Annotated in this window: 12 protein-coding genes; 3 read left to right on the top strand and 9 right to left on the bottom strand. The window is 39.9% G+C overall.

Annotated elements, in window-relative coordinates; genetic code table 11:
* Positions 1-273: 273 nt before the first annotated feature.
* Positions 274-1,326: an extracellular solute-binding protein gene (locus BTN98_RS05240; RefSeq protein WP_060998058.1), complete on the top strand. Its 1,053-nt coding sequence runs from the start codon at positions 274-276 to the stop codon at positions 1,324-1,326.
* 69 nt (positions 1,327-1,395) lie between these two features.
* Here BTN98_RS05240 and cobB read toward each other — a convergent pair whose 3' ends face one another.
* The 9 genes from cobB to BTN98_RS05195 form a co-directional block, all read right to left on the bottom strand.
* A complete protein-coding gene (cobB, locus tag BTN98_RS05235) occupies positions 1,396-2,121 on the bottom strand; it encodes a Sir2 family NAD+-dependent deacetylase (protein WP_060998057.1) in 726 nt (241 codons plus the stop codon).
* A 199-nt stretch (positions 2,122-2,320) separates the two neighbouring features.
* Positions 2,321-3,379 (bottom strand): formate dehydrogenase subunit gamma, encoded by a 1,059-nt coding sequence (locus BTN98_RS05230; RefSeq protein ID WP_060998056.1) that lies wholly within the window; start codon positions 3,377-3,379, stop codon positions 2,321-2,323.
* A gap of 120 nt (positions 3,380-3,499) precedes the next feature.
* On the bottom strand, positions 3,500-4,117 hold the full coding sequence (gene fdh3B, locus BTN98_RS05225; protein WP_060998055.1) for a formate dehydrogenase FDH3 subunit beta: 618 nt from the start codon (positions 4,115-4,117) through the stop codon (positions 3,500-3,502).
* Positions 4,118-4,128: 11 nt separating this feature from the next.
* Positions 4,129-6,987, bottom strand: coding sequence for a formate dehydrogenase subunit alpha (locus BTN98_RS05220; RefSeq protein ID WP_060998054.1), 2,859 nt, complete (start codon positions 6,985-6,987; stop codon positions 4,129-4,131).
* A 12-nt stretch (positions 6,988-6,999) separates the two neighbouring features.
* Positions 7,000-7,197: a twin-arginine translocation signal domain-containing protein gene (locus BTN98_RS05215; RefSeq protein WP_060998053.1), complete on the bottom strand. Its 198-nt coding sequence runs from the start codon at positions 7,195-7,197 to the stop codon at positions 7,000-7,002.
* Positions 7,198-7,261: 64 nt separating this feature from the next.
* Positions 7,262-7,864 carry a TorD/DmsD family molecular chaperone gene (locus tag BTN98_RS05210; protein WP_105029997.1) on the bottom strand — a complete coding sequence of 201 codons (603 nt, stop codon included), beginning with the start codon at positions 7,862-7,864 and terminating at the stop codon, positions 7,262-7,264.
* Positions 7,865-7,888: 24 nt separating this feature from the next.
* Positions 7,889-9,568, bottom strand: coding sequence for a 4Fe-4S binding protein (locus BTN98_RS05205; protein WP_060998051.1), 1,680 nt, complete (start codon positions 9,566-9,568; stop codon positions 7,889-7,891).
* A 297-nt stretch (positions 9,569-9,865) separates the two neighbouring features.
* Positions 9,866-10,591: a DUF3306 domain-containing protein gene (locus BTN98_RS05200; protein ID WP_060998050.1), complete on the bottom strand. Its 726-nt coding sequence runs from the start codon at positions 10,589-10,591 to the stop codon at positions 9,866-9,868.
* Positions 10,581-11,072: a DUF3305 domain-containing protein gene (locus tag BTN98_RS05195; protein ID WP_060998049.1), complete on the bottom strand. Its 492-nt coding sequence runs from the start codon at positions 11,070-11,072 to the stop codon at positions 10,581-10,583. Before BTN98_RS05195 ends, BTN98_RS05200 begins: the two co-directional genes overlap by 11 nt.
* Positions 11,073-11,343: 271 nt before the next feature.
* Here BTN98_RS05195 and fdhD point away from each other — a divergent pair, with 271 nt between their 5' ends.
* Complete coding sequence (gene fdhD / locus BTN98_RS05190) at positions 11,344-12,189, top strand: formate dehydrogenase accessory sulfurtransferase FdhD (RefSeq protein ID WP_060998048.1); 846 nt, start codon at positions 11,344-11,346, stop codon at positions 12,187-12,189.
* Positions 12,189-13,100: a helix-turn-helix transcriptional regulator gene (locus tag BTN98_RS05185; RefSeq protein WP_060998047.1), complete on the top strand. Its 912-nt coding sequence runs from the start codon at positions 12,189-12,191 to the stop codon at positions 13,098-13,100. The genes fdhD and BTN98_RS05185 overlap by 1 nt, the downstream gene beginning before the upstream one ends.
* Positions 13,101-13,512: the final 412 nt, after the last annotated feature.

Below are 13,512 nucleotides of genomic sequence, written 5' to 3'. Positions count from 1 at the left end.
TATTTATATTTCATCTTTATTTGTATAACAATATTATGCAAAGGTTAATTATCTGTTATATATCAATACACTGAAGATAAATATCTTCTCAAATCACTCATATTTGTGATGGCGGTATGATTTTATCTGCTATACTAGCCTCGTATACCAATTCATATTTGTTTAAAAAGCACGCTCTTTTAAAGTGCCTTATAAACGACACAAAATTAGGAGAAGCGGTTACAGCCGCTAGAGAACATTCTCGATATCCTGTTTAGTTAGGAGCTAACAACAATGAAAAAATGGTCTTTAATGATGGCCGGTGCGGTTTGTGCTGTGTCAATGTATTCAAACATTGCCACTGCTGCAGATTCAGATAGCAACAAGTTATACTTTTACAACTGGTCTGAATACATCCCTAATGATGTACTAGAACAGTTCACAAAAGAAACCGGTATTAAAGTAATTTATTCGACTTATGAGTCGAATGAGACCATGTACGCTAAGTTAAAAACTTATGATAAAGGCTACGATTTAATTGTTCCTTCAACTTACTACGTTTCTAAAATGAGTAAGGAAGGCATGCTGAAGAAGATCGATAAATCAAAGATCCCTAATTTTGCTGGTATTGGTAAAAACTATTTAGATAAACCTTTTGATCCAAACAATAACTATTCTATCCCTTACATTTGGGGCGCTACAGGTATCGGCGTTAATACAGATGTAGTTGATAAATCAAAAATCACTAGCTGGGCTGATTTATGGGATCCTAAGTGGCAAGGTCAGTTAATGATGATGGACGATGCACGTGAAGTGTTCCAAGTTGCATTACGTAAGCTAGGCTATTCTGGTAATACTCGTGATCCTAAGCAAATCAAAGCTGCTTATGAAGAACTTAAGAAATTAATGCCTAACGTATTGGTATTTAACTCTGACTTCCCTGCTAACCCATACATGGCTGGTGAAACGCCATTAGGTATGCTCTGGAATGGCTCAGCATACATGGCGCGTAAAGAAGGCGCTCCAATTGATATCGTATGGCCAAAAGAAGGTGCGATTTTCTGGATGGACAGCCTGGCAATTCCAATCAATGCTAAGCATGTTGATAACGCATACAAGATGATCAATTTCTTACTTCGTCCTGATATTGCAGCAAAAATTGCACTACAAATTGGTTACCCTACACCAGTTGAAGCAGCGAAGAAGCTGTTACCAGCAAGTTTTGTAAACGATCCAAGCATCTACCCACCACAAGCGGTAATGGATGCAGGTGAATGGCAGAACAGTGTTGGTCCGATGAGTGAAGTATACGAAGAATATTTCCAAAAACTAAAAGCTGGCGAATAATCGCGACGTTTAGTTAATCATAACAAAAAACCGAGCTTTTTAGCTCGGTTTTTTATTATATCAGTACCGTTATTTTTGCTGTTGGACTTTTAATAGCTCATCAACATAAGCAGGCACCAATATAGAAGCTTTACCATAACGCTTCTCTTCAAATTCATTTTCAACATTACTTGGCTCTAAATTAAGCTCGATAGTATGTACACCTTGCAATGATGCTTCATGTACAAATCCTGCGGCGGGATAAACATTACCTGATGTGCCAATTGCTATGAATAAATCCGCCTCCACAATCGCATCATGGATTTTATCCATATCAATAGGCATTTCTCCAAACCATACGATATCAGGTCGTAGTGGTGCTGCTAATTGACAACAGTGGCAATGATCCTCAGTGTGTAAATCACCATGCCATTCTATTGTTTGCCCAGATTCACAACAACGCACTTTTAAAAGTTCACCATGCATATGAATTACATTGTGGCTGCCTGCGCGCTCGTGCAGATTGTCAATGTTTTGAGTCACAATGGTTACAGTACCCTCTAATTCGGCTTCTAACTTTGCTAGCGCGTAATGAGCAGCATTAGGAGCAACCGATCCATCTTCTATCTGCGCTCGACGCGCATTATAAAAAGCTTGTACTAATTCAGGATCGCGTTGATAACCTTCAGGGGTTGCTACATCTTCCACGCGATGCTCTTCCCATAGTCCGTCAGCAGCACGAAAAGTACGAATTCCCGACTCGGCAGAAATACCCGCTCCCGTTAACACGACAATGTTTTTGTAAGGAAATAACATAACAGCATCCTTTAGTGGTAATAGTGATTAACCTATGACTCTATTTATACCACTGATTTTATATGGTTTAACGGAGTTTTTTATTAGACGTTAGTATGAGGAGTGATGGATTGTTATTAATATCAAATTATGCTCAAAAAAACCGACCACATTCTTTATTGAATGCCGATCGGCTTTTTATTTACTGTTTCTTTAACCGCTAACTATCCGTTGATGGTTTAGGTTTATCTGACAATGCTTTTTCAGACTCGTAACCTGGTTGGTTTTCAGGTAAATCTTTTACCTCATCAAACCATAGATTATGATGTTCACGTGCCCAAGTTTCATCAACATCACCCGTGACCATGCCATCAAGTCCTGCTTCCATACCAAATAAGCCAATATAGATATGGAATATAAAGCCACAGATTAAAATCAATGCCGATAACATATGGAGTAAGTTAGATAACTCCATATCACGACGAGTTTGATCAAAAATAGGGAAATCTAATATAAAGCCACTGACGGTAATCGAAAATCCAAAAATAATCAGTAACCAAAAGATAGCTTTCTCACCACCATTTGAGAAACCAGCTGCTGGATGCGAACCTTTATGTTTACCCACCATACCGCCCATCTTCTTAAACCATTCAATATCGACTTTGTTAAAGGTGCTTTTATGCCACCATTTAACTAATACAGCCAATAATAGAATCGCAAAAATAGGTCCCATATAATTATGGTATTGCTTGGCAGCAAGAATGATCCAACCCCAGATTTCAGTAGGAACAATAGGTTTAATAAAATGTTTACCATAAACGAGCGTTAAACCACTGAATCCTAACGTTAGAAACGTAAAAGCCATACTCCAGTGTAAGGCTCTATCAATACGGCTCCAGCGCTTTATCTTACGACCTGTTTTAGGTTTACTTAACTTAAGTGGGCCAATGACGACATAAGCTAATGTCACCATCACAAGGCTTCCAAAAATGGCTAATGCCCCAAGTGGCGACATCCATTTTTCTTTGAGGATATACCATGTTTGTCCAGGCACACTGATCAAGACATCATGTTCAGGCCAACCTGATGTGGTATAGCCTTTTTCACCGTCTTTTACCATCCGCCAATAATCAGCACCAGCAAAGCCAATCACTTCTTTTTTTACTACGGACTCACCTGGTGTTGTTGCATCACTACCACTTGCCATAGTGGGTACCGAAAACAGCATTATTAATGCGGTAACCATGATAGTTAACCAGCGTTGAATTCGCTTAGTCATTACAGCTCCTGTCCACTCAGAAAGCGGATTAATTGGCATACCAAAACCCTGGTATGCCTAACTATTACAACAAGTCTATAAATAGGCTCAAAATTTATTTTTAAAGCCTATTTCAGGTGATCAAGCTTTACGAACTTTGCTCGCGTCGTAAGCTAAATCATCAGAACTTGCCCAACCCGCATCTTTTGCACCACGAGCAACAACACGCTTACTGAAAATTTCAGAAATTTTTTCAGCATCACCTGCAAGTAATGACTTCGTCGAACACATTGAAGCACACATAGGTAACTTACCTTCTGCAATACGGTTTGCACCATAAAGTAGACGTTCTTTTTCAGAACCAGGTTCCGTATTTGGACCACCTGAACAGTAAGTACACTTATCCATTTTTCCACGTTCAGCAAACGCATCTTGCTTTGGAAATTGTGGCGCACCAAATGGACAAGCAAATAAGCAATAACCACAACCGATACATAAGTCTTTATCGTGCTGCACAATGCCATCTTCTGTTTGGCTAAAACAATCTGCCGGACACACAGCCATACACGGCGCATCACTACAATGCATGCAAGCTACAGAGATTGATGTTTCCCCTGGAAGACCGTCGTTTAAGGTCACAACGCGACGACGTTGAATACCCCACCCCACCGCTTCTGAGTTAGCATTTTTACAAGCTGTTACACAACCATTGCACTCAATACAACGCTTAGAGTCACAAAGAAATTTCATACGTGCCATCAGGTGACTCCTTACGCTTTAGTGATTTTACACAAAGTAACTTTGGTTTCTTGCATCTGAGTTACAGGATCGTAACCATATGTTGTCGCTGTGTTTGCAGCTTCGCCTGATACATAAGGTGCACAACCTTCAGGGTAACGATTACGTAAGCTCACACCTTCAAATTCACCACCAAAGTGGAATGGTAAGAATGCCAAGCCTTCACGTACACGCGGCGTTACCATTGCTTTTACTTTGATACGTCCCTTCTCTGCGCCTTCAACCCACACCATATCACCATCACGAATGCCAATATCGTTAGCATCCTTAAGATTAATTTCTACAAACATTTCTTTTTGAAGTTCAGCTAGCCATGGATTTGAACGTGTTTCTTCACCACCACCTTCATATTCAACCAAACGACCCGACGTTAGAATAATTGGATATTCTTTTGATACGTCTTTTTCTTGAATTGACTTATAAAGTGTTGGCAAACGGAACATCGCTTTGCTGTCGTCCCACGTTTGGTATTCTGGTAATAAGTCACGACGTGGTGTGTACAATGGCTCACGGTGGATTGGCACTGCATCTGGGAATGTCCAAACCACAGTACGTGCTTTTGCGTTACCGTAAGGAATACAACCGTGTTTAATTGCTACTCGCTGAATACCACCAGAAAGGTCTGTTTTCCAGTTTTTACCTTCAGCTGCCACTTTCTCATCTGCTGTCAATTCATCCCACCAACCAAGTTGCTTAAGCATCTTCGCGGTAAATTCTGGGTAGCCATCTTCTAGATCACAACCTAATGAGTAGCTATCATCCGCCAATAAACTTACCCCATTACGTTCAACACCAAAGCGAGCACGGAAATTACCGCCACCTTGTGCAACAGTTTTAGAGGTATCATAAAGAATATGCGTACCTGGGTGTTTCATCTCTGGTGTACCCCAACATGGCCACGGTAAACCGTAAGTCTCACCATTAGCAGGTCCACCGATCGCTTCAAGTGTGGTAAAATCAAACGTACCCCAATTTTGTTGGTGTTCTTTTAGTCGCTCAGGGCTTTGACCTGTGTAACCAATTGTCCACATACCTTTGTTGTATTCGCGAGTAATGTCTTCAATATTTGGTTTATTATTCTCAACTTTAATGTGTTTGAATAATTGTTCAGAGAATCCAAGGCGCTTCGTTAATAAGTACATGATTTCATGATCGGGTTTTGCATCAAACAACGGTTCAATAACCTGATCTCGCCACTGAATCGAACGGTTAGTTGCCGTTACTGAGCCATAAGTTTCAAATTGTGTGGTTGCAGGGAAAAGATAGACGTTATCAGTACGGCCATTCATTACTGCAGCAACACCTGGGTATGGGTCAACGATAACCATCATATCCAGTTTTTCCATCGCAGTTTTCATTTCAGGACCACGCGTCTGTGAGTTAACAGCATGACCCCAATAGAACATTGCACGAATATTATCGCGTTGTTCAATCTTATCTTTATTCTCTAAAACGCCATCAATCCAACGAGATACTGGAATACCTGCGCTGTTCATTGGTTTTTTACCGTTATAGGTATTTTGATCAAAACGGCCCTGTAGCCATGAGTAATCAATATCCCAAACTTGTGCCCAGTGCTTCCAAGCACCTTCAGACAAGCCGTAATAACCCGGTAAGTTGTCAGAAAGCACACCAAAGTCAGTAGCACCTTGTACATTATCATGACCACGGAAGATATTTGCACCACCACCTGACTTACCCATGTTGCCAAGTGCAAGTTCTAAAATACAGTAAGCACGGGTGTTGTTGTTACCTGTCGTATGCTGAGTACCCCCCATACACCAAACAACACAACCTGGACGGTTTTCAGAAAGCATTTTCGCTGTCTGGTAAACTTGATCTTCTGGTGCGCCAGTTACACGCTCAACTTCTTTCGGGTTCCATTTCGCAACTTGTTCACGCACTTCATCCATCCCGTAAACACGTTGACGAATAAACTCTTTGTCTTCCCAACCATTATTGAAAATGTGGTAAAGCACGCCCCAAACAAACGCAACATCAGTACCAGGACGCAGTGAAACATAATGATCAGCTTTTGCCGCAGTACGGGTACGACGCGGATCAACTACAACAATCTTACAGCTGTTAGTTTCTTTAGCGATCAGAATGTGCTGCATTGCTACTGGGTGAGCTTCTGCTGGATTTGAACCAATAAACAGAATCGACTTACAGTTATGCATGTCGTTCAGCGAGTTGGTCATCGCTCCGTAGCCCCATGTATTTGCAACACCTGCAACCGTGGTTGAGTGACAAATACGTGCTTGGTGATCGACATTATTCGATCCCCATAACGACACCATTTTACGGAATAAGTACGCTTGCTCGTTGTTATGCTTCGCTGAACCTAAAAAGTAAACGGAATCTGGGCCTGATTCTTCACGAATTTTTAGCACTTGCTGGCTAACTTCGTCTAATGCTTGCTCCCAGCTCAGTTTTTTCCACTTACCGTTAACCAATTTCATTGGGTATTTTACGCGTTTGGCACCATGGCCATGTTCACGTAGCGCAGCCCCTTTTGCACAATGCCCACCAGCATTAAAAGGATGATCAAAAGCAGGTTCCTGATGGGTCCATACACCATCTTGGGTTTCAGCATAAATGCCACAACCAACAGAACAGTGAGAACAAATAGTACGCTTAACAACTTTAGGTGCATTGTAATCAGCTTCAGGGAAAGCTTCTGCTTTACGCATAAAACCAGGTGCAAAAAGACTCGCACCTGCAACACCACCAGCAGCGGCAAGAGAAGAATTACGAATAAAAGAACGACGAGAAATACCTAGTTGGTTTTCATCTTTGCTCACTTTATCGGAACGTTTAGTTAGTTTCATTTAAGGCTCCGCTTATAGGGTATTGTAGTAATCACGAATATGTTGGGTTTCGTGATACCCTTTTTTTGTTTTAGGATCTTTCTTATCCGTCTCAGTTGTTGATGCTTGAACAGTCGTTACCGTTCCAGCAACAACAGCGCCTGCAGCTACAGACAAACCAATATTTTTCAATAATTGACGACGACTATTATTTGTTTTTTGCTCACTCATTGTATTTGCTCCTCTCGCCACGCTAATTAACAGGTGTCGATTTTTTATTATAGCGAGTATCTTTTTATTGGGATTCCAAGAAACGGGTTTTTTCTATTGTTAGAAATTGCCACGCTAATTCACCAACTGCGGTATAAAACACTGCACTTTTTGCTGCCTTTAAATCCGTACAAAATTTCTCACACCAAGGTGCAAGATGACGGTTAAAAAATGTTTGTTGGAGATGCTCATCACCGCCTTCCACCAGCATAGCCATAACTTCTAATAACGCTGAAATATGATCTTCTGGTTCGATAACAGATTGCGCACGTTCAAAGCCAAGTAGTCTTAAATCTTGACGTAAATAAGCCAGAGGCATTTCCATTAATGATCCAGTTAAATACCATGAACCAAATGGAATAACTTCTCCACGACCAATGCCAATAAAGACATCTTGATATTCTTCTTCGACACTCAATAATGTCGTTTTCTGAGCTGCTAGTTTTAGTAAAGGCCAAGCTGAAGCCATGGTTTGGCGTTGAAAGGTTTGCGCTGTATCAACACCAATATTTGCAAGAAATTCAAGCACAGATTGAGCAGGCGCTTGACGACATAAATGTGCCAACATGTTATAAATTTCAATACGTAATAAATCGTCTTGATCAACATAATTTGTGTGAGATTTCATAGCTGCATTTTCCATATACTGACCTTATACCCTTGCCTGACTTTGTGGATCTTGTTCCATCTTTTCGAAAATATCGCGAACACGACAATCTTCACACATAGATAAACGACGAATAGCTTCTCCTTGAAAATGTGAATGACTTTGAAGTTTTTCTGTCAACATTTTCACCATAGATGCTGGGGCAAAAGGTTTTCCACAACTGATACAACATGCAGCAGGTTCTTCATGAACAAGTTTAGCGGCTTTACGTGCTTGCCAATCCCAATTAAAACCTGCTTCAAGAGTAATTACTTTCTCAGGACATGCGGTTTCACACATACCACATTGAATACAATCTTGTTCTACAAATAATAATCCAGGACGATCACCAATAGCATGTAAGGCTCGAGTTGGACAAACAGCAACACAACTCATACATAACGTACAATCATCAGTTTTACAGGTTACCGAACCATAAGGTGCATTAGCTGCAACTGTTGAATGCGTAGGTTGTAACGGACTTGATTGATTAAGCGTTTCTAGAACAGTAAATAGTTTTTCACGTTTAGTGCCAGTAAGTGCCGCTTCAATCGGAGTAATAAGTGCCGACTCATAAGCTTTAAAGTTAGCGCTATCAGCAAAATCAAATAAACAAATACGTTCAGACTCATAACCTAGTTCTGTTAAGAAGTTTTGAGCAATGGCTAATTCATTCGTTAGAACAGCATCAATCGTCGCTGGAATGTATGTCGTATTAGTCGCTAATAGAACTTGATGTGCACCATAAGCTAAAGCACTAAACCAAGTATCAATACCAACAGTTGCTAGCTCTTCTAATGCAATCGTAATAACAGAACTAGGAAGTACAGCAAGTGCCTTTATAACAGCAGCTGTATCACGCTCACCATAAAGTAATAGTGTTGGCGCTTTACCCCCTTCTTGCTTATAACGTGCTAAGACACTATGAACAAAATTTTGAGTAATTTGGGGATCAGGTAAAGCATAACTAATTGCTTCAGTTGGACATGCTGTCGCACATGTACCTACGCCCTGACAAAGATAAGGATCAATCGCAATAGCAATCCTATCTGAACTTAAAGCACCAGCAGGACAGGCATCAATACAACGATCACAACCTTTTACACCACGTGATGAGTGCGCACAAATATCAGGATTTAAGCGAAAATATTTAGGTTTATCAAATGTGCCTTTCATGGCTGGAAGCTCTTCCACCAGCGCAGCGAGTTTTGCAGAAATTTGAGCTTCAGAACGTTGACCTAATGCATAATAACCAGCCGCAGGAATTTCAACATTGATAACCCCTGTTGCTGTCATATCAAGAACAATATCAAAGCATTGACGTCCGATAGCTATTTTCGCTAAATTCGTTTCAAGTCCATTAGCCTCATGTTCGATGCGACAATGGACATCAAATGCTCCCAGATAACCTTTTACGGTAACTGTTTGACTGTAATACAGCGTATGGGCTGTTTTGAGTTCAGAAGTGTTTGAATCCGTCGCGAGTAACGTCACACTATTCAATGCCGAAAACTGATCAGCAACATTAAGGAGTTGTTGTGCTTCACCAATTATCAATAAATTACCACGACTCTCATATGTCACTGTAGGCGGAATAAGATTGGCAAGTTCTACTGTTCCAGTAATGGCTGCAGCACGAGCTACACCATTGATATCAGTAAATGCATTTAATGTACTTTTTAACATTGTTATTCCTGTATGCTCACTACCGCTAATCAGTGTCGTGGGAAGATAATAATTTTTCTTCTACTCTCTATAGAGCAATAACCGATCCAACTTTTCACGGAATAAAATGACCTAAAAGGAACTAAAATCATAACGCTCAGATGTTACCATCAAGCTATGAGACATTTTGTCTTACTTGTAGCGAACTAACGCGCCAAATTGTCTCTATGTATGATTTTGGTCATATTCCCTTTTTGTCCCAGTGTCTTTTTATTTCTGTTTTTATTTATAGTTACTTAATAACGCGATTATATTGGATTAGCGCTTATTCTTAGGAACTGCATCTTCATCAACACTTATACTGTCATAACGATTCACCAATAAATCATTATCAGTATGCTTGTCTTCTATAGCGGTAATAGCAGTATCTGTTTCTATCGAGTCATTAGTTTCAGTATGAGTAATAACATCGGCATCGTTATCTATTAGAGATTCCAGAACATCAACTGTCGTAGGGGGTGATGTTAATGCTGATAGACCATCCTCTTTTAATTTCTCTGTTGCTGTTTCAGTAACTGTATTTATCCAACCGCGCATTTGTGAAGCAATCTCTGGGGCTAACCCCTCCATATTGCTAAAGTCTTCAGTACTATCATCCATATCACTGATATAATTAAACTCTTGTGAATGAAATAATTTACGCAGAGCGGCTTTCTTTACCGATTTAGTCACTTGTTGTTGCATAAATGACGCGACTCCAGATTCATAAGTCACTTTATCAGCATCATCAATAGTCAATTCAACAACAGGCTCTGGCGTTATAGCATTCTCTGGAATTGTTGCTGAATCTGCCGTTGCTAACGATTGATGACTAACATCAGTATTCGTTATCTTATCGACTACTGTATTCTCACAATCAATACGCTCTGATTTATGAGTATCGCCATCATCAGTAACATCATTATCGGTCGATTGTCGTGATTCAGTCTTTTCAACCGCTGTTAACTTACGGCTTGACCAACGTTCAAAAAAATTAGTTGCCACTTGAACGTCCTTTTTTCTTATCGCCACCACGTTTGCGTTTAAATTCAAACAATTCACCATGACGACCTAAAAACGCTTCCATCCAAGCTTGAATAGCTAATGGGATCTCTATATGTAAAACAACATAATCACCATCCATATAACGTGCAGCAACGCCTTGTGCTGCCGTTACTAAAACCGGTTTTAATTGCTCATTTTCTTCAGCACAAATAAAAAATAAGTGCGGACTTTGTGAATTTAGATTAAAACGATATTCCATACGCTCATCACGGAAAAGTTCTAAAGGCATCATATAGTTACCAGAACCTATATTGGAAATTTCCATGTCTGAAGTAAGATCTTCTTCATATAAACAAATATCTTCAATCGTCCACGCATATGTTGTCCAACGACCTACTTGGCGCTCCTCTGCTTGTAGGCGAAAGTTAATAGGCCAAACATGTTCATTTTTCTTTAATTCAAGTTCTGCTTGTTTTGGCACATCCACTCCTACTGGCAGATTTATACTGCCTTCATGTGATTATTTAATAACGTTTAATAGTAAGCATTAATTTGCCCGTTATTAGATATAAGCAAATTTTAGACCAACAACAAAAAACCACATGGAAAGTATGCGTTTTTAGCTGTTTTTATTTATTAGCTAAGCCTTAGTAAATTTGGATTTTCGTTAATAGTGGAACAATCTTTGCTTAGTTTTTGTTTTCAATATGTGTTGTTAGATAAACATCAACCTTAATATGCAGGAATTTAAAATGGCGATATTGCCTAAAATTATAAAAACGCAAGCGACTGTGCAGCAAACCATGTCAGTAGAGATTATTGATGAATATGGTGACCGACAAACAAAAGAGATTGCCTGTGAGCATCCATTAACGGTTTACCTTAATTGGGTTGAAGTTGTTACGTTAATGACATTAGGTGAGCGCCCTTCAGCATTAGTCTTAGGCTACCTAAAAAACCAAGGCTTTATTAATGACCTTAGCGCTATCGAATCAGTAATGATTGATTGGCAAACGAATGCTGCCGTTATAATTACTCATGAAAATACTGAAAATCTTGCTCAACAGTTAGAAAAGAAAACTGTCACTTCCGGCTGTGGTCAAGGCACGATGTACGGCAATGTAATGAAAAAGCTCGAAGGTATTACACTACCACAGCCGCAAATTAAACAATCGATGCTATATGGCCTATTAGAAGCATTAACCCATCATAATGAAACCTATAAGGCAGCAGGTGCTGTACATGGCTGTGCGGTGTGTAAAGGTACTGAGATTCTATCGTTTGTGGAAGATGTCGGTCGTCATAACGCCGTTGATACCTTAGCCGGTGAAATGTGGCTACAACAGCAAACAGGCGAAGATAAGATTTTCTATACCACAGGTCGTTTAACGTCTGAAATGGTCATCAAAGTCGCGCAAATGGGGATCCCTGTGTTGCTATCTCGCTCAGGTGCTACACAAATGGGCTATGATCTTGCTAAGAAACTAGGCATTACCATGATTGCACGCGCAAAGGGATTACGCTTTCAAATCTATAATGGTAGCGACAACATTGAACTTGATGTTAAAGGCAATAACAATCAAGGAAATCAAGACTAATGGCTGATTTTCCTGAATTTATGAATGCCAAATTAGTTGCTGAATATCTCGATCTTAATGAAAAGAAAGTTTATGCGTTAGCTAATGATGGTTTACTGCCAGCGACCAAAGTAACGGGAAAATGGTTATTTCCCAAAGCAATGCTTGATAAGTGGTTACTAGAATCTTGTCATAATGGCGTTTTAACTGATCGGTTACTGATTGCAGGGTCTGATGATCCTCTTTTACAGTGCGTTGTTGGTAAAATGGCAAATCAACTTGGTAGTACTGCCCTTGTCGGTTATACCTCTACAGGTACTCGACAAGGGCTGGCAATGTTAAGCAAAGGTCATGTTGATATCTGTGCTATCCATTGGGGTAATGTTGAAGAAGCCAGCTTACGTCATCCAGCATTATTACAACAATATCCCGGCCATAAGAATTGGGTCTTAGTTCATGCTTTTGAGCGTAAACAAGGCTTAGTTGTTAGCCCAGCTCTTGCTGAAGCGGTGAATAGCCGTTCAATTCAACTTCATGAGTTATTATCACCGCGTTGGCGTTGGGCATTACGCCAACAAGGGGCTGGTAGTATGCGAGCATTAGAAGAATGGATCCATGGACACGGCTATGATATGACCATGCTTAATCAAGTTGATTGTTGTAACAGTGAGCGAGAATTAGCATCAGCGATTGCTCGAGAACAAGCAGATATTGGTTGTGCAAGCCAAAGTACCGCTGGTGAATTTGGATTAGGATTTATTCCGCTGTGTACAGAAGCATTTGAGCTAGTTATCCCTAAAAATATTTACTTTCGCACCTTACAGCAACAGCTATTACAATCATTAACGCATAGCGATATTCAGGCCCATGGTGATCAACTAGGGGGCTATAATTTCCTTCGAACAGGACAACAAGTGTGGAGTGCAAATTAATTTTAGCCCCCATCATCAAGGTCATCACTCGATGGCCTTAATTACACCTTAATGATTGCATTACCAATAAAACACCAAAACACAGCCCTCACAAAAAGCAATCTAAGATAAAACCACCAGTTAACAGTAAACACAAAACGCAATCACTAATAGTATTTATATTAATACTGCCTTTTTTAACAAAAAATAACGCTAATTAGAACTCTCATTAAAAATGATTTTTTAGACGACAGTCAGTTTTAGAACACAGATTTTGATCTCGTATTTTATTGAATCGCGTTTCATTAGCCACTTCGGTTTGACTGCTTGTTTTACGTACAAATATAGAGGGATTCACACAAACATGACTTGCTTAAACACAATTGAAAAGATGACAATATAAAAATAATTATTCCCCTTTCCAAATGGGATC

Origin of the sequence: Photobacterium aquimaris, from assembly GCF_002954455.1 — a bacterium.
In the GTDB taxonomy this organism is placed as follows: Bacteria; Pseudomonadota; Gammaproteobacteria; order Enterobacterales; family Vibrionaceae; genus Photobacterium; species Photobacterium aquimaris.
The sequence above is the reverse complement of the archived record's forward strand: the minus strand, read 5'-3'. Positions and strand labels throughout refer to the sequence as shown.

What these genes read in the sequence shown, in the direction of transcription:
- BTN98_RS05240 (WP_060998058.1), top strand. Translation starts at nt 274, where the DNA reads ATGAAAAAATGGTCTTTAATGATGGCCGGTGCGGTTTGTGCTGTGTCA.
- cobB (WP_060998057.1), bottom strand. Translation starts at nt 2,121, where the DNA reads ATGTTATTTCCTTACAAAAACATTGTCGTGTTAACGGGAGCGGGTATT.
- BTN98_RS05230 (WP_060998056.1), bottom strand. Translation starts at nt 3,379, where the DNA reads ATGACTAAGCGAATTCAACGCTGGTTAACTATCATGGTTACCGCATTA.
- fdh3B (WP_060998055.1), bottom strand. Translation starts at nt 4,117, where the DNA reads ATGGCACGTATGAAATTTCTTTGTGACTCTAAGCGTTGTATTGAGTGC.
- BTN98_RS05220 (WP_060998054.1), bottom strand. Translation starts at nt 6,987, where the DNA reads ATGAAACTAACTAAACGTTCCGATAAAGTGAGCAAAGATGAAAACCAA.
- BTN98_RS05215 (WP_060998053.1), bottom strand. Translation starts at nt 7,197, where the DNA reads ATGAGTGAGCAAAAAACAAATAATAGTCGTCGTCAATTATTGAAAAAT.
- BTN98_RS05210 (WP_105029997.1), bottom strand. Translation starts at nt 7,864, where the DNA reads ATGAAATCTCACACAAATTATGTTGATCAAGACGATTTATTACGTATT.
- BTN98_RS05205 (WP_060998051.1), bottom strand. Translation starts at nt 9,568, where the DNA reads ATGTTAAAAAGTACATTAAATGCATTTACTGATATCAATGGTGTAGCT.
- fdhD (WP_060998048.1), top strand. Translation starts at nt 11,344, where the DNA reads ATGGCGATATTGCCTAAAATTATAAAAACGCAAGCGACTGTGCAGCAA.
- BTN98_RS05185 (WP_060998047.1), top strand. Translation starts at nt 12,189, where the DNA reads ATGGCTGATTTTCCTGAATTTATGAATGCCAAATTAGTTGCTGAATAT.